The organism is Streptomyces sp. WM4235 (assembly GCF_001279725.1).
Taxonomy (GTDB): Bacteria; Actinomycetota; Actinomycetes; order Streptomycetales; family Streptomycetaceae; genus Streptomyces.
Map to the genome: position 1 here is coordinate 1 of NZ_LGDE01000238.1, position 15,390 is coordinate 15,390.

Sequence of the window (15,390 nt, forward strand, 5' to 3'; positions counted from 1 at the left end):
CCCGACAGGCGGGCTCGGGGCGGGGTGGCCCCGGCCCCGCCCGCCTACTCCGCGACGGCTTCGCGCAGGGCGCGCCGGCACAGGGAGTCGGCGCGTCGGGTCGTCTCCGGAATCCGGTAGCGGGGGCCCAGCGCGAGCGTGTGCGCGCAGGCGTTGTCCAGCGAGACCCGGTGCCCCACCGACACGTACACCGGCTTGATCCCGTCCTGCGTGCGCAGCGCCCGGCCGACGACGGCCCCGTCGGGCGCGAGCAGCGGGGAGGTGTCGCCGCGGCGGGCGCCCGGTTCCTCGTACGTGAAGGTGAACGGGTTCTTCGCGACTCCGATGCTGGGCAGCCCGGTGACCACCCCGAGGTGGCAGGCGAGGCCGAAGCCGCGCGGGTGGGCCAGCCCGTAGCCGTCGCAGACGACCAGCTCCGGGGTGACGGTCAGGGACTCCAACGCGGCCAGCACGGTCGGCAGTTCACGGAACGCCAGCAGTCCCGGCACGTAGGGGAAGCTGACGTGCCCCACGGCCGTGGCCTCCTCGACCACGTCCAGGGTGGCGGCGTCCAGGACCACGGCGGCGGCCGCCACGAGGTCGCGCTCGTCGTCGTAGGCGACGTCCACGCCCGCGATGAGCCCGGTCCCGACCGGCGGCCCCACCTCGTCCAGCACCACGCTCTCGCGCAGTTCGTCCTGTATCGTCCGGGCCTCGGCCTCGTCGGCGGGGGTCTTCGCACTCGTCATGATGGTCCGAGAGTAGCCTGGCGATCATGTTCGTCATGGAGCTCACCTACACCGCGCCCGTCGAATCCGTCGAAGAGGAAATGGACGCGCACATCGCCTGGCTGGACGGCCACTACGCCTCCGGCGTCTTCCTCGCGTCGGGCCGCAAGGTCCCGCGCGACGGCGGGATCATCCTGGCCGGCGGGATCACCCGCGCGGAGATCGAGAAGATCGCCACCGAGGACCCCTTCGCGGTGGCGGGCGTGTGCGAGTACCGGATCACCGAGTTCATCGCGACCAAGACCTCGGCGGACCTCGCGACGGTCCGCGAGAACCCGGCGGCATAGCGGGCCCGTCGACGCGACGGCCCGACCGACGGAAATCCTGACCAACGGCGATCCCGACCAACGGCGATCCCGATCGGACGGCGATCCCGATCGGATCCCTATCGGGATCCGGATCCCGATCGGACCGCGGCCTCGGCTGGAGGCGGGCCGGCCGAGGCAAGCCCGACGGGCACGGGCCCGAACCGACGGCACACGCCTTGAGCAACGGCGCGCCCCCGACCTGCGGCGCACCCCCGACCGGATGGCGAGACCTCGCGGGGTGCGCACTGCCGCGGACGATCACCCTGGGGTAAGTTCCCTTTAGGAACTCACCAACCCCGGGGGGAAGACCCATGCCTCAGCAGACGTGGACCGCCGTCGACGACTACTTCGACGGCCTCCTGGTCGAGGAGGACGCGGCGCTCACCGCCGCCACCGCCGACACCCTGGCGGCCGGCCTGCCCGCACACCAGGTGGCCCCCAACCAGGGCAAGCTGCTCCACCTCCTCGCCCGGATCCGCGGCGCCCGCACCATCCTGGAGATCGGAACGCTCGGCGGCTACAGCACCATCTGGCTCGCCCGCGCCCTCCCGGAGGGCGGCCGGCTGGTCACCCTGGAGGCCGACGAGCGGTGCGCGGACGTGTCCACCGCCAACATCGCCCGCGCGGGCCTCGCCGACGTCGTCGACATCCGCCGCGGCAAGGCCGCCGACCTGCTCCCGGGGCTCGCCGACGGCGAACCGTTCGACCTGGTGTTCATCGACGCCGACAAACCCTCCAACCCCGTGTACCTGGAGTGGGCGCTCAAGCTGACCCGGCCCGGCAGCATCATCATCGGCGACAACGTCGTCCGGGACGGCGCCGTCGTCGACGGCGACAGCACGGACCCCCGGGTCCAGGGCGTCCGACGGTTCACCGAACTCATCGCCGAGCACCCGAGGCTGAGCGCCACCGCCCTGCAGACGGTGGGCTCCAAGGGCTACGACGGGTTCGTCATGGCTCTCGTCACGTCCTGATCACCGGGGCGCCCCGGAGCCGCGGCACCGGGAGACCCAAGGCCTCGGCCGAGCACCCCGACCCCGGGCGCCGACCCCGGGCGCCGGGGGCGCACCCGACGTGCGTCACCGCCGCTCCAGTCGTGCCACCCGCCCCTTCTCACCCGACGCCCAGCAGCCACCGTCCGCCGCACAGTCGACCGTGTCGTACGAGCCCTCCTCCAGCGGCCGCCAGGTGCGGCCCCCGTCGAGCGTCACGTCCGTCCCCGTCGGCCCCACCGCCAGCGCCGCCGTACGCAGGTACGGGTGCCAGGCCACGCCCGACCGGTAGGCGGGCGGCGGGGTGGCCGACGGACGCCAGGTGCGGCCCCCGTCGACGGACACCGCCGCGGCCCTCGGCGAGGCCTCGCCCGTCCGGTAATCGCCGCCGACCGCGAGGCCCGTCGTACGGTCGCGGAAGGCCAGGGCGAAGACCCCTCGGGCCGGATCCCCGGCCGGTACGGGGGATTCCGCGACCCGCCAGGTGCGTCCGCGGTCCGCCGAGTGCAGGACGCGGGCCATCGTGCTCCCGCCCGTGGCCAGCCAGACGTCGCGCGACCCGGCGGTGACCAGGCATTGACCGCTCGCCGCGAAGCCCGCCTCTCCGGGCAGCGCCGCCGGCATTCCGACGTCCGGCAGCACACGCCAGTTCCGCCCGCCGTCATCCGTGGACAGGACACGGAACTTCCCGTCCACCGGGTCGCTCACGGCCAATCCGTGCCGGGCGTCGAAGAAGGTGAGGCAGTCGTAGAAGGCACGCGGGTCGGGGTTGCGGAAGGTCTCGGTCCAGGTCGCGCCGCCGTCCTCGGTCCGCAGCACCCGGGACGCCTCGCCCTCGCCGATGGACAGGGCCACCGCCCGCCGCGCGTCGAAGGCCTCGATGTCGCGCAGCTCCAACCCCTCGGCGACCGCCCCCGGTGGCGAGACGTCCCGCCAGGCGCGTCCACCGTCCACGGTGCGCAGGACGGTTCCCTTGGAACCGGCCAACCAGGCCGTGGAGCGATTGACGGCCGCCAGCCCGCGGAAGCGGACCGCGTCCTTGCCGGTCACCTTCAACGCCCAGCCCACACCACGCGGATCCCGTAAGTCCGCGGCCGAGGCCACGTCCCACGTAGCCGACCTCGCCGACGTAGCCGATGACGCTGATGGCTCCCCCGGCCCCACCGCCTCGAACGTCGCCGCCGGCGCCGGTGCGGCCGCGACACCCACCAGAAGAACTGCCGCGCACATGCCAATTCCCAGAAGTCTCATGGCGCCGGAAGCTAACGCACCCCCGATTCTCCGTCCAGGGCGCGTCCGACCGATCGCCCCCTGATCCGGGGGACCGGACGGTCGGGGCGGGCGGACCTTTCCCTCCCGCCTCCCGCGACGACCCGTGCCCGCGCCTTGTGTCTTGCGCCTGCGGAGTGAGCGGGAACCGGACTTACTGCGACCGCCTCGACGACCTCGCGGCAGACCGAGTTCCTTGCCCCACACCCGCCATCCGGTCACCCTGTGCGATCACACAGGTGTCATCAAGCCAATCGGTGACGCAGCTCACGCAATCCGGCGTGCACGGAACTGTCGATTCAGGCGTCTACTCCGTTGCCGGGAGCCACGCCACAGCCCGGCGACAGATCCGCCGCAAGGGAGCGAGCCTTGATCACTGTCATCGAGCAGGCCGTGCAGGCCCGACTGGTCGCCACCTCACCGAAGGTCGAGACGGTACCCGTCACGCTCTGCTACGACCGGTCGGATCCCTTCGCCGTCCGGATGGCCTTCCCCGCCCTGGCCACCCTGGAAGGCATCGAGATCTCCTGGACGTTCGCGCGCGAACTGCTGGAGTTCGGTCTGCAGCGCCCGTCCGGCCACGGCGACGTACGCGTGCGCCCGTATGACGCCGAGCGCACCACGGTCGAGTTCCACGCCCCCGAGGGGGTGGCGATCGTCCTGATGACCACGGCCGACCTCCAGCATTTCCTGGAGCGCGCCTCCACGGTCGTCCCGCCGGGCCTGGAGCACCTCTACCTCGACGTGGACCACAGCCTGGCCGAGCTCTTGCGCGGCTCCCGCTGAGACGCCGGATCCGGGCCACGCCCCGGCCCCACCCTCCGCCCACGCTCCGACCTCGATCGGCCGGAAGCGCGTAAATCGTTTGCGGGCGGCTCCGGCCTTCCGTAGCTTCGTCTACGCCCCATTGCCGTCGAAACGGAGCAGGACGTTGCTCTTCTGAGGTCCGAGACACCGACCACCGTCACCCCGGTCACCACCGGCGTCGCCGTCACCGCTCTCCTCACGAGACCCCGTGACCGCGCGTTCCCGTGACCTCGTGACCCCGTGACCAGTCGTCCCGACCTGTCGGTTGTCTCCCCCGCGTTGCACACGATCACCACGCAACCTGGAGGCCTCCATGAGCCACACCCCTGCCTTTCTCACCTGCACCGACCTGTCCTTCGCCTGGCCCGACGGGACCCCGGTCCTCGACGATTTCCACCTGACCGTCGGCCCCGGCCGAACCGGTCTGATCGGGGTCAACGGCTGTGGCAAGTCCACCCTGTTGAAGCTCCTCGCAGGCGAACTCCGGCCCGTGGAAGGCCGGTTGTCCGTCGCCGGAACCGTCGGCCACCTCCCGCAGGACGTCACACTCGACACCGCCCTGCGCGTGGACGAGGTACTCGGCATCCGCGAGACCCGCACCGCGCTCCACGCCATCGAGGCGGGCGAGGCCACCGAGGAGAACTTCACCGCCGTCGGCGACGACTGGGACGTGGAGGAGCGGGCCCTCGCCACCCTCGACCAGCTCGGCCTCGCTCGGATCGGACTCGACCGGACCGTGGGTGAGTTGTCGGGAGGCGAGTGCGTCCTGCTACGACTGGCGGCCCTGCTGCTGGCCCGCCCGGACGTCCTGCTGCTCGACGAACCCACCAACAACCTGGACCTGCGCGCCCGCCGCCGCCTCTACGCGGCGGTGGAATCCTGGTCGGGGGTGATGGTCCTGGTCAGCCACGACCGGGAGCTGCTGGAGCGGGTCGACCAGATCGCCGACCTGCGCGACGGGGAAGTCCGTTGGTACGGAGGGAACTTCACCGAGTACGAGGAACTCATCGCCGCCGAGCAGGAGGCGGCCGAGCGGATGGTCCGGGTCGCGGAGGCCGACGTACAACGACAGAAGCGCGAACTCTCCGAAGCCCAGATCAAGTTGGCCCGGCGCAAGCGCTACGGCCAGAAGATGTACGACACCAAGCGCGAGCCGAAGATCGTCATGAACGCGCGCAAGCGTGCCGCCCAGGAATCGGCGGGCAAGCACCACACCATGCACGCCGAGAAACTGGCGGGAGCGCGCGAACGGTTGGACCAGGCCGCGGAGGCGGTCCGGGACGACGACGAGATCCGGATCAAGCTGCCCGCGACACAGGTGCCGCCGGGCCGGCGCGTGCTGACCCTGAGCGACCTGCGGCTCGTCCACGGGGCATCGGTCACGGGCGAATGGGAGCTGCGCGGACCGGAACGGATCGCGCTCGTCGGCGGCAACGGGTCCGGCAAGACCACCCTGCTGCGGACGATCGTCGGACAGGTGGCGCCGGTGTCCGGGGAGGCGTTGACGCACGTGCCGACGCGCTTCCTGCCACAGCGGCTGGACGCGGCGGTACTGGACGACGAGCGCTCGGTGGTGGAGAACGTGGCGCGGTTCGCCCCGCACGCCACGAACAACCTGATCCGAGCGCGACTCGCGCACTTCCTGTTCCGGGGCGCGCGGGCGGACCGGGCGGCCGGCACCCTCTCGGGAGGCGAACGGTTCCGTGCGGCCTTGGCGGCCCTGCTGCTGGCCGAGCCGGCCCCCCAGTTGCTGATGCTGGACGAGCCGACCAACAACCTGGACCTGGCGAGCGTGCGGCAACTCACGGACGCCCTGGCGTCCTACGAAGGCGCGCTGCTGGTGGCCTCGCACGACGTGCCGTTCCTGGAGTCGATCGGCATCACGCGCTGGCTGCTGCTCGACGGCGAGTTGCGGCCGACGACGGCCGAGGAGGTCAGGGAGTCCCTGTGGCACGCCTGACGGCCGTCCCGGGACCGGCGACTTCGGCGTCCGGGACGACCGGGGGGCCGCGCCGGCGCGGCCCTCAGGTTGCCGGCCCCGAGGTCGCCGGACCTCAAGTCACCCGGACCTGAGGTCACCGGGCCCGAGGTCACCGGGTCCGAGGTCACCGGGTCCGAGGCGCCGGGGTCGACGTGGTGGACCGCGCGACGGCCTCCCGCCCGTTCCGCCATTCCGTTCGCCCCGACCGCCCCCCAGGGCCGGACGGAACCGCACGCACACGACGGCCGGGGCGGGTCGGCCCCGCCCCCTCGGCGGCCCGGCCGCGGACGCGGTTCGCCGCCCCCGGTGTGGATTCCCGATTCGCACATGAACCTGTTCCAGACTCGGGCCGCCCGAGGCACACCCGACCCGACCACGCCCCACACCCCCTCACCTCGGAGCCTCCATCGACCCCTCCCGCAGCCCCACCGACGCCCCGCGGGGGAATGACTCGATCCCGACGCCGGCCGCCACCCGAGGGCACCGGAACGTTCGAAGTCCGACCCGATCCGGGCGAAGGGCCGCGCGTGGACACGGGGGCACAGGGCACACGAGTACCGACGCGTACCCGCACGTACCGACGCACACCGAAGCATGCACACCAGCAGACTCGACGGCGCCCGGAACGAGCCCTCTCAGGGCGAGGGCGTGCGCCGCGCACGCACCTACGGCGTCAATCCGGAGGGGCCGAAACACCGGGTGGCGTGATTTGCCTCCCCCATTTCGCCCCTCGGAGGCCCTCCGGCACCCCCCAGAACTGCGTAGATAACCGGATGCAACCGGACATATATCCGCCTGGGGCTTGGCTGGCCTTGATATCACGCTTAACCTACGACTCCGTAGGCTACGGAACCGTAGGTAATTCGCTGTCCCCCCAGGAGCACCCGTGACAATCACCTCTCCCCACCTCGGCAGCTCGGAGGCGTGGACGGACGCCAAGCTGCTGTTCGCGCTGGAAGAGGTGGTCGAAAAGGAACTCAACCGCCACCTGAAGGTCACCAAGGACTGGATGCCCCACGACTACGTACCGTGGAGCGACGGCAGGAACTTCCCCGCCCTCTTCGAGGACGGCGAAGCCTGGGACCCCGAGCAGTCCAAGGTCACCGACATCGGCAAGATCGCCCTCGTCGTCAACCTGCTGACCGAGGACAACCTCCCCAGCTACCACCACGAGATCGCGTCGCTTTTCGGCCGCAATGGCGCCTGGGGCACCTGGGTGCACCGCTGGACCGCCGAGGAGGGTCGCCACGGCATCGTGATGCGCGACTACCTGCTGGCGTCGCGCGCCGTCGACCCGGACAAGCTCGAGGCATTCCGGATGCAGCACATGTCCGAGGGCTTCGAGTCCGACAACCGGCACTCGATGCTGCACTCCGTGGCGTACGTCGCCTTCCAGGAACTCGCGACCCGCATCTCGCACCGGAACACCGGCCACCAGTCCGGCGACCCGGTCTGCGACCGGATGCTGGCCCGGATCGCGCAGGACGAGAACCTGCACATGATCTTCTACCGCAACCTGCTCGGCGCCGCCTTCGAGCTGGCCCCGGACCTGACGATGCAGGCTGTACGGGACGTCGTGGTCGGTTTCCGGATGCCCGGACACGGCATGCCCGGCTTCGAGCGGATGGCCGCGCAGATGGCGATCGGCGGGGTCTACAACCTGCGGATCCACCACGACGACGTACTGAGCCCCGTCATCCGATTCCTGAAGATCATGGACATCGACGGTCTCGGCCCCGACGGGCAGAAGGCGCAGGAAGAGCTCGGGCTCTTCATGGGCGGCCTGGACAGCGAGGCCAGCAAGTTCGACGAGCGCCTGGCCGCCCGCGCGGCGCGCATCGCGGCCCGCAAGGGCTGACCGATTTCCGCTCGCTCGGGCGAGTGATGCCGATTGCCCTGGCAGAGCACCGCTCTGCCAGGGTTTCGCGTCATGACCTTCCTCCAGGTGGAAATCGACCAGCTGACCCGTCTGACGCGGGCACTGGACTCCTCGCTGGTCTCCCTGCGGGAGGCGCGGAAAGCACTGGACCACGTCCGGGCCGACCAACTGGGCACCCGTGACCTCGACGCCGCCTGCGACGACTTCCAGGAGAAATGGGCGTACGGCACGCGCGAGCTGACCAAACGCGTCAAGAACGTACGGGCGGGCGTGGACCGCAGCGCCGCCGAGTACGCGGAGTTGGACAAGGCCATCCGCGACGCCTTCCGCGAGGCCGCGGCCCGTGGCTGACCACCCCGCGCTGGGCTTCGACCCCGCCCCCGGACACCCCGCGTCCGTCCTGGCCCTGGCCAAGAAGCTCACCACCTCCGCGGCCTCCCTCGGGGAAGCCGGGCGGGTCGTCGGAGCCCTCGTCTCGCACAGCGCGAGCTGGCAGGGCGAAGCCGCCACCGCGTTCCGCGCCTCCCTGTCGAGCGAACTCCCCCGCTACCTCAACGCGGCCCACACCTCCCTGACCGACGCCGCCCGACAACTCAACTCCTGGCACGAGACCCTGGTCGCCCACCGCGCCCTGGCTGCACGCTACGAATCCCGGGCCGCCGCCGCCACGACCGACGAGGCCCGCGCCGACGCCCGCCGCCTGGCACACGAACTCGCCTCCGACCACACGGCATCGGCCCGCGCCATCGCCAAGACCCTGAACTCGGCAGCCGCGAAACTGGCCCCGAAGGAACCGGGCATGTTGGCGTCACTGTGGAACAAGATCACGGAAGACCCGGGCGACGCCCTGTCGAACGCGTCGGCCATCCTGGGCGCGGTGGGGGCGGGCGTGGCCCTGTTCTGTCCGCCGGCCGGCCTCGCAGTGATGCTCGTCGCCGGAGGTCTCTCACTGGCCGCCCTCGGAACACACCTCGCGGACCCGAAGTTCCGGAAGCCCCTGACCGACGGCTTCACCAAAGGCGAGTTCGACGCGGACTTCTGGAAGAGCAGCGTGACGTTGCTGGGCGACAGCCTGGGCGCGGTGCCGGGCGTGGCCGCCGTCGCGACCGGCGCCAAGGCCGGAACGGTCGCCGCCCGCGCCGCGATGGCCGTCCCCGAAGCCGGCGCCCTCTCCGGCCTCTCCCCGGGCGCGGGCACATTCGCCCGCACCACGTGGACCGCGGCCGAGGATCTCAGGCAGGTGGAGAACCCCCTCTCCACCTGGGCCATGCGCTCGTCGACCCCCGAGGTGAGGGAGCGGGTCGGCGTCGGTGTGGCAGCGGTGGGGGCGGCGACCGCGACCGTTGGCTACGCGACCGACAACGAGACGGTCGAGCAGGGTTCCACGGCAATCGATGCCGCCAGGGCCGCGATCGAGGACGGTCCCTCCGCAGCCGCCAAGTCAGCCCACTTCTGGACGGCGATCAGGACATGACGAGCGACACCGACGTGCCTCCTCTGTGGTTCCGTCTGCCTCCCGGCTTCCATGACATCGGGCCGGGCGACCGGACCGCACTCGACACCATGGCCGACGCCCTGAACAGTCCCGATGCGCGGAGACAACTCGGTCAGCTCATGGATGGCCTGCGTGAACTCGCCGGTCACCAGGTGGTGCACACCGCCATCGGTTTGCATCCGGACGAGGCCACCGGGGTCGCCACATCCCTGTTCTCCCTGACCGCGAGGCCGTCCGTGGATTCTCATCCGCGGCTGAACGTGGCACGGGCCGCACTCGCGATCACTCGATCCGGCGTGTGGAGCAGTTCGACCAGCCGAGCGATCGATCTCCGCTCGTCGCTCCCCTGCTGTCTGATCAGCGGCACCATCACGCTGCCCGAAACGGGGCAGGAGATGTTTCAAGCGAGAGTGGCGACAGCCCACGCGTGCGCGCCGCACGTCCTCGTCCTGGACCTCACCAGCGCGGCGACCCACCACGCCGAGGCATACGGCGACATCCTCGAAGCGATCACCCACACCCTCACCTTCTCGGACCCCACACCGAGCAGTTCGAGTGGACCGCGGACCTCGCGCATCCTGGAGGTGCTCTCGTGACGCCTCTGCTGACGAAGGTCGCTTGGGATCATCCGCCCACTGCCGCCGGTTACAGGCGGCTGGTGGCACGACGAACCAAGTGGGTTGCCTTGTTGGGCGGCTCGATGCTCGTCTCCGTCGTCTGTCTCCGGTTCGGGCTGATCCCGCAGGCGAGGCTCGCGTTCATCGTCGTCATCGTGTTCGTCGTGCCCTACGTCCCCGTGGTGTTCATCGCCTACTTCCGGCGCCACCGCGTCGCCGCAGTCCTTCGGTCCTATCCATGGCGCGAGCACGCTTGCTCGTATGCGCCCCGTGCCACCGGCATTCAGGCGACCATCCAGATCCCGTTCTCGGAAACGTACGCATCCGCCTACCGGCTCATCCCGTTCCCCCTGGATCTGGCCACCATCGAGAACAGCCATCCGGATCGGATCTGGTTCGCGGGCGACCCCCGTTTCGGTGGGGTCGTGTCTCCCGTCGGCGGCCACTACCCGGTCCGCGCCGTACCCGACAAGGTGCCGGCCGAGGGCTGGCAGGGTGGGGATGACGTGCTGGCTTCGCGGGTGGGGTTGCGGCGGCGGAGTGGGAAGGGGACGCAGACCTGATCAGTGGCGGGGGCGGAGGGCGAGGCGTTCGGATTCCGAGAGGCCGCCCCAGACTCCGAAGCGTTCGTCGTTCGCCAGGGCGTACTCCAGGCACGCGACACGCCCCTCGCACGCCCCGCACAGCCGCTTCGCGTCACGCAGCGAGGAGCCCGGCTCCGGGAAGAAGAAGCCCGGGCCCGTCTGGGCGCACAGGGCGAGTTCGTACCAGGCGGGGGCGGCCACTGCGTTGGTCGGCCGTTCACTCGTGTTCATCGACATGACGGAGATACTCATCGCCGGCGATGGACGTCCGATCAACGCCTGATCAACACCGGTGCATCATGCACGATCTACGGGTGGTCGCGCAGCCATCGCGCAAGCGTGGCGAAGTCCCGGTCGGTCAGCCCCGTACGGGGATCGACGCGGTGCAGCAGGGCCGGGGCCGGATGGTGTACGGCCACCCACGCCCGGTCTGCGGGGGTGATCTCGTCGTCGACCCAGAGGAAGGGGCGTCCGGTCGCCCATTCCACCAGGGTGCGGGTCTTCCAGTGGAGCCCGGTCCGCTCGTCCTCCCCGGCCCGCTCGCCCTCCCCGGCCATCTCGCCCTCGTCGGCCGGTTCCGGCCAGGCCACGACGGGCAGTTCCGGGAGGCCGATGCGCGGCGCTACGTACTCGTTCGCTTCGCCCATCCACGTCGTCGCCCACACCAGGTCGCATCGCAGCGCCGCGAGTCGCGCCCCGTGCCCGGGGTCGAGCCTGGCCAGGAGGGGGTTGCCTCCGGGTTGGCCTTCGTTCCCCCGCGGCGCGGGAGCCTCGCGGTATCCGGTGCCGCCGAACGGGATGAGTGGGCCGTCGACGTCGAGGAAGAGCAGGGGGCGCCGCGTGGTGCCGGTCATCGTCGTACCGTATCCGGATCCGGCGGCGCGGGGCCGTGCGGTCAGACCCCGTGCGGAGTCACGGCGATCACCGCTTTCAGTCCTCGTGCCTGGCCCGGCTCGGCTGGACGCGCTTGGGCTCGCCCGGCATCTTCGGGTAGTCGGGCGGGTAGGGCATGTCGCCCATCCCGTGCTCGTGTTCCTGCCGGTCGGCGAGTTCGAGTACGGCGTCCAGCACGAAGGCGTGCTCGTCCATGTCGGCGTGGAGGTCGCCGAGTTCGGCGAAGCGTGCGGGCATGGTGACGATGTCGAAGTCGCGCGGCTCGGCGTCGTCCACCTCGTCCCAGCGCAGCGGAGCCGAGACCGGGGCGTGCGGGCGTGGGCGGACGGAGTACGCGGAGGCGATGGTCCGGTCGCGGGCGGTCTGGTTGTAGTCGACGAAGATCCGCTCGCCGCGTTCCTCCTTCCACCAGGCCGTGGTGACCTTGCCCGGCATCCGTCGCTCCAGTTCCCGTCCGAGCGCGATGGCGCTGCGCCGGACCTCGGTGAACGTCCAGCGCGGTGCGATCGGTACGAAGACGTGCAGCCCGCGCCCGCCCGAGGTCTTGGGCCAGCCCCGCAGGCCCAGTTCCTCCAGCAGCGCGCGCAACTCGTGGGCGGCGGCGACCGCGTGATGGTAGTCCGTGCCCGGTTGGGGATCCAGGTCGATGCGCAGTTCGTCCGGCCGGTCGGTGTCCTCGCGGCGCACCGGCCAGGGGTGGAAGGTGAGGCAGCCCAGATTGGCGGCCCACAGGACGGCGGCCGGCTCGGTCGGGCAGATCTCGTCGGCCGTGCGGCCGCTGGGGAAGGCGATGTGGGCCGTCGGGATCCAGTCGGGCAGGTTCTTCGGGGCCCGCTTCTGGAAGAAGGACTCGCCGTCCACCCCGTCCGGGAACCGCTCCAACGTGGTGGGGCGGTCGCGCAGGGCCCGGGTGATCCCGGGCGCGACGGAGAGGTAGTACTCGGCGACGTCCCGCTTGGTGAGGCCGCGCTCCGGAAAGTAGACCTTGTCGGGGCTGGACAGTCGGACCGTCCGCCCTCCCGCTTCCAGCTCGATGGCATTGCCCGCAGCACCCATGTGCGCCACGTTAGGCGGGCCCGGCCGGGTGCGCATACCGGGCAGGTCCGGACGTACCATCGCAGAATCGAAGACATGGATCTGCCGGTGATGCCCCCTGTGAAGCCGATGCTCGCCAAGTCCGTGGGCAAGATCCCGCCCGGCATGCAGTACGAGGCCAAGTGGGACGGCTTCCGGGCGATCGTGCACCGCGACGGTGACGAGGTCGAGATCGGCAGTCGCACCGGAAAGAGCCTGACCAGGTACTTCCCCGAGCTGGTGACGGCTCTCAGGGAGAACCTGCCGGAGCGCTGCGTCGTGGACGGCGAGATCGTGATCATCCACGACGCGCGGCTCGACTTCGACCGGTTGACGGAGCGGATCCATCCGGCCGCGTCCCGCGTGAAGCTCCTCGCGGAAACCTCCCCGGCCGGCTTCGTCGCCTTCGATCTGCTCGCGCTCGACGACCGGGCCCTCCTGGACACCCCGCTCTCCGAGCGCCGCGAGACCCTCGCCCACGTCCTTTCCACCGCCCGGCCCCCCGTTCACCTCGCGCCCGCGACCACCGACCTCGCACGGGCGCAGGAGTGGTTCGAGCTGTTCGAGGGCGCCGGGCTCGACGGGGTGATCGCCAAACCCCTCGATCTCCCCTACCGGCCGGACGCCCGACTCATGTTCAAAATCAAGCACGAGCGTACGGCCGACGTCGTCCTCGCGGGTTTTCGTTTCCACAAGAGCGGTCCGATTGTCGGATCACTACTCCTGGGCCTGTACGACCACCACGGCGCCCTCCAGCACGTCGGCGTCTGCGCCGCCTTCCCCATGAAGCGTCGCGCCGAGCTCATCGACGAACTCGAACCGCTGCGCATGCCGGACCCCGAAGACCACCCCTGGGCGGCATGGGCCGAGGAGTCCGCACACGAGAGCGCCCGGTTGCCCGGCGCGCAGAGCCGGTGGACCGGCAAGAAGGACCTGTCCTGGGTGCCGCTGCGCCCGGAGCGCGTCTGCGAGGTCAAGTACGACCACATGGAGGGCGACCGGTTCCGGCACACCGCGCAGTTCCGCCGGTGGCGGCCCGACCGGACCCCGCAGAGCTGTACGTACGCCCAGTTGGAGGAGGTCGTCCGCTACGACCTCGCCGAGGTGCTCGGAAACACCGAAGGCTGACCGGCCCCCTCCCCACCTCCCCCTCCCCCTTCATCCCGCCGTCAGCTTCTCCCATGCGGCGCGATCCGGTCCGACCTCGTTCGGCGCGTAGTCCGGCCGGTCCGCGAGCCAGCGCGCCACCCGCGCCCTGACCTCCGGGTCCGCGTAGGCCCGTTCCGGCGGGTCGGCCAGGTGGCGCACGCGGGCCCGGGCCCGCATCACCTCCGGGTCCTCCAGCGCGCAGTCGAACAGCGCGGCCACCTCGCGTGCCGTCCCGGTACGAGCCGCCCTGGTCGCGAACCGCTCCCCGATGGCCGCGTCGGCCACGACCTGGAAGTCGAACCACGGTTTCAGCGTCCGAAGCGCCCAGGCGTGGTACTCGGCGGCGAACCGGTACGAGCCCGGGTCCTGGTGCGCCGTGCGCGCCACCCGGCTCGCGGCCCACAGGGCGAGCGAAGTTCCCTGGCCCAGGGTCGGGTTGGTGTGGGTGATGGCGTCCCCGACGGGCACCAGCCCGCTCACCACCGGCCCCTGCTCGTCGGCCGGCGCGGACCAGCGATTGTCCAGGCTCGCGGCGGCCATGACGTCGGACAGCGGTTCGGCGCCCAGGCCCAGCCACGCGGCGCCGGGAGGGAAGGCGCGCGCGGCGGCCTCGAACACCTCGGGATCGCGCAGCGCGGCGCGCGTGGGATCCCCCGTGTGCACGAACAGCGTGACGGCGAAGACCCTGTTGTCGGCGGGGAAGACGGCGCACCCGGCGAACGCACCGCCGGTGACCGCCCAGGGGCGGCGCGGGCCTTCGTCCATGCCGTCGGGCAACCGGTACCAGCGGCAGAAGTACGCCAACCCCGTACGGTGCCGCTCCACGGGGACGGGGCGGCAGCCCGCCTCGGCGAGGAGGCGTTCGACGCCGCCCCGCCGCCCGCCGGCGTCGACCACGAGGTCCCCGGAGAACGTCCCGGTCGGCGCGGTCACCCCCGTGGCCCGGATCCCTTCGGGCCCGGTCACGGTGGTCAGCCCGATGACCGGCTCTCCATGACGTGCGACCACCCCGGTCTCGGCACGCAGGGCGGTGGCCAGCGCGCTCTCCAGGACGATGCGCCGGGCTTGGAGCATGACGAGGTCCTCGTCGCCGGGGCGGGTGGGCGGGCGGGCGTCGAACCAGTCGAGCTCGTGTCGTTCACGCGCCCCGAGCCGCAGCATCTCCGCGTGGACGTCGGGCAGTTCGACGCGCAGTACGTTCCGTGCGGCGCCGAGCAACGCGTGCGGTTGGGTCGCCTGGGGCACGGCCGGGCGGCGCCAGCCGAAGAAGTCGCGGTCGAGCGCGGTACCGGGAGCACGGGTGTCCCGTTCGAAGAGTTCCACCGTGTGGCCGCGCCGGGCGGCGAGCAGCGCGGTCGCCTGCCCTCCGATGCCTCCGCCGATGATCAGGACATGTGCCATTGCGCCCCCCTGAGCCAAGGAACCGTACGACGATCACACGGATCAGAGCCTGCACGGCCGGCAGGTGCCCGAAACCCGCACACATGTCCCCATCGCCTCGCACGATCACGCGAACGATCGGAACAGGTGCGCGCGGAACCGGTGCGCACGGAACCGGTGCGTCGTGGCGACCG

Annotated in this window: 16 protein-coding genes; 10 read left to right on the forward strand and 6 right to left on the reverse strand. The window is 71.2% G+C overall.

Annotation, left to right across the window (positions count from 1 at the left end; genetic code table 11):
- Window positions 1–44: 44 nt before the first annotated feature.
- Complete coding sequence (locus ADK55_RS17810) at window positions 45–728, reverse strand: endonuclease V (RefSeq protein ID WP_053679916.1); 684 nt, start codon at window positions 726–728, stop codon at window positions 45–47.
- A 26-nt stretch (window positions 729–754) separates the two neighbouring features.
- Between ADK55_RS17810 and ADK55_RS17815 the strand changes: the two genes are divergently transcribed.
- Both ADK55_RS17815 and ADK55_RS17820 read left to right on the forward strand, forming a co-directional pair.
- Window positions 755–1,054 (forward strand): YciI family protein, encoded by a 300-nt coding sequence (locus ADK55_RS17815; RefSeq protein ID WP_053679918.1) that lies wholly within the window; start codon window positions 755–757, stop codon window positions 1,052–1,054.
- 332 nt (window positions 1,055–1,386) lie between these two features.
- Window positions 1,387–2,049, forward strand: a complete 663-nt coding sequence (locus ADK55_RS17820; RefSeq protein WP_053679920.1) for an O-methyltransferase — start codon at window positions 1,387–1,389, stop codon at window positions 2,047–2,049.
- Between the two features lie 105 nt (window positions 2,050–2,154).
- On the opposite strand, the gene ADK55_RS17825 is transcribed toward ADK55_RS17820, so the two are convergent.
- The gene (locus ADK55_RS17825; RefSeq protein ID WP_234350123.1) at window positions 2,155–3,297 is read right to left on the reverse strand and encodes a WD40/YVTN/BNR-like repeat-containing protein; all 1,143 of its coding nucleotides are present in this window, start codon (window positions 3,295–3,297) and stop codon (window positions 2,155–2,157) included.
- 408 nt (window positions 3,298–3,705) lie between these two features.
- Here ADK55_RS17825 and ADK55_RS17830 point away from each other — a divergent pair, with 408 nt between their 5' ends.
- From ADK55_RS17830 to ADK55_RS17860, 7 genes are all read left to right on the forward strand, one after another.
- Window positions 3,706–4,122 carry an SsgA family sporulation/cell division regulator gene (locus ADK55_RS17830; protein ID WP_053679924.1) on the forward strand — a complete coding sequence of 139 codons (417 nt, stop codon included), beginning with the start codon at window positions 3,706–3,708 and terminating at the stop codon, window positions 4,120–4,122.
- A gap of 334 nt (window positions 4,123–4,456) precedes the next feature.
- A complete protein-coding gene (locus ADK55_RS17835; protein WP_053679926.1) occupies window positions 4,457–6,103 on the forward strand; it encodes an ABC-F family ATP-binding cassette domain-containing protein in 1,647 nt (548 codons plus the stop codon).
- A 907-nt stretch (window positions 6,104–7,010) separates the two neighbouring features.
- Window positions 7,011–7,982 (forward strand): acyl-ACP desaturase, encoded by a 972-nt coding sequence (locus tag ADK55_RS17840; protein ID WP_053679928.1) that lies wholly within the window; start codon window positions 7,011–7,013, stop codon window positions 7,980–7,982.
- 72 nt (window positions 7,983–8,054) lie between these two features.
- A complete protein-coding gene (locus ADK55_RS17845) occupies window positions 8,055–8,354 on the forward strand; it encodes a hypothetical protein (RefSeq protein ID WP_053679930.1) in 300 nt (99 codons plus the stop codon).
- A complete protein-coding gene (locus ADK55_RS38605; protein ID WP_053679932.1) occupies window positions 8,347–9,477 on the forward strand; it encodes a hypothetical protein in 1,131 nt (376 codons plus the stop codon). Before ADK55_RS17845 ends, ADK55_RS38605 begins: the two co-directional genes overlap by 8 nt.
- Entirely contained in the window at window positions 9,474–10,094 is a 621-nt protein-coding gene (locus ADK55_RS17855; RefSeq protein ID WP_053679934.1) for a hypothetical protein, read from the forward strand. The genes ADK55_RS38605 and ADK55_RS17855 overlap by 4 nt, the downstream gene beginning before the upstream one ends.
- The gene (locus tag ADK55_RS17860; protein ID WP_159041443.1) at window positions 10,091–10,678 is read left to right on the forward strand and encodes a hypothetical protein; all 588 of its coding nucleotides are present in this window, start codon (window positions 10,091–10,093) and stop codon (window positions 10,676–10,678) included. Before ADK55_RS17855 ends, ADK55_RS17860 begins: the two co-directional genes overlap by 4 nt.
- Here the strand turns inward: ADK55_RS17860 and ADK55_RS17865 are convergent, their stop codons facing one another.
- From ADK55_RS17865 to ligD, 3 genes are all read right to left on the reverse strand, one after another.
- Window positions 10,679–10,936 (reverse strand): WhiB family transcriptional regulator, encoded by a 258-nt coding sequence (locus ADK55_RS17865; RefSeq protein WP_053679938.1) that lies wholly within the window; start codon window positions 10,934–10,936, stop codon window positions 10,679–10,681.
- 71 nt (window positions 10,937–11,007) lie between these two features.
- Entirely contained in the window at window positions 11,008–11,553 is a 546-nt protein-coding gene (locus ADK55_RS17870) for an HAD domain-containing protein (RefSeq protein WP_053679940.1), read from the reverse strand.
- Between the two features lie 76 nt (window positions 11,554–11,629).
- Complete coding sequence (ligD, locus tag ADK55_RS17875; protein WP_053679942.1) at window positions 11,630–12,649, reverse strand: non-homologous end-joining DNA ligase; 1,020 nt, start codon at window positions 12,647–12,649, stop codon at window positions 11,630–11,632.
- A 75-nt stretch (window positions 12,650–12,724) separates the two neighbouring features.
- Between ligD and ADK55_RS17880 the strand changes: the two genes are divergently transcribed.
- Window positions 12,725–13,795 carry an ATP-dependent DNA ligase gene (locus ADK55_RS17880; RefSeq protein WP_053679944.1) on the forward strand — a complete coding sequence of 357 codons (1,071 nt, stop codon included), beginning with the start codon at window positions 12,725–12,727 and terminating at the stop codon, window positions 13,793–13,795.
- Window positions 13,796–13,825: 30 nt separating this feature from the next.
- Here ADK55_RS17880 and ADK55_RS17885 read toward each other — a convergent pair whose 3' ends face one another.
- On the reverse strand, window positions 13,826–15,217 hold the full coding sequence (locus ADK55_RS17885) for an NAD(P)/FAD-dependent oxidoreductase (RefSeq protein WP_053679946.1): 1,392 nt from the start codon (window positions 15,215–15,217) through the stop codon (window positions 13,826–13,828).
- Between the last annotated feature and the right edge of the window lie 173 nt (window positions 15,218–15,390).

Coding starts and splice junctions, on each gene's coding strand:
- ADK55_RS17810 (WP_053679916.1), bottom strand. CDS start 728: ATGACGAGTGCGAAGACCCCCGCCGACGAGGCCGAGGCCCGGACGATA.
- ADK55_RS17815 (WP_053679918.1), top strand. CDS start 755: ATGTTCGTCATGGAGCTCACCTACACCGCGCCCGTCGAATCCGTCGAA.
- ADK55_RS17820 (WP_053679920.1), top strand. CDS start 1,387: ATGCCTCAGCAGACGTGGACCGCCGTCGACGACTACTTCGACGGCCTC.
- ADK55_RS17825 (WP_234350123.1), bottom strand. CDS start 3,297: ATGTGCGCGGCAGTTCTTCTGGTGGGTGTCGCGGCCGCACCGGCGCCG.
- ADK55_RS17835 (WP_053679926.1), top strand. CDS start 4,457: ATGAGCCACACCCCTGCCTTTCTCACCTGCACCGACCTGTCCTTCGCC.
- ADK55_RS17845 (WP_053679930.1), top strand. CDS start 8,055: ATGACCTTCCTCCAGGTGGAAATCGACCAGCTGACCCGTCTGACGCGG.
- ADK55_RS17855 (WP_053679934.1), top strand. CDS start 9,474: ATGACGAGCGACACCGACGTGCCTCCTCTGTGGTTCCGTCTGCCTCCC.
- ADK55_RS17865 (WP_053679938.1), bottom strand. CDS start 10,936: ATGTCGATGAACACGAGTGAACGGCCGACCAACGCAGTGGCCGCCCCC.
- ADK55_RS17870 (WP_053679940.1), bottom strand. CDS start 11,553: ATGACCGGCACCACGCGGCGCCCCCTGCTCTTCCTCGACGTCGACGGC.
- ligD (WP_053679942.1), bottom strand. CDS start 12,649: ATGGGTGCTGCGGGCAATGCCATCGAGCTGGAAGCGGGAGGGCGGACG.
- ADK55_RS17880 (WP_053679944.1), top strand. CDS start 12,725: ATGGATCTGCCGGTGATGCCCCCTGTGAAGCCGATGCTCGCCAAGTCC.
- ADK55_RS17885 (WP_053679946.1), bottom strand. CDS start 15,217: ATGGCACATGTCCTGATCATCGGCGGAGGCATCGGAGGGCAGGCGACC.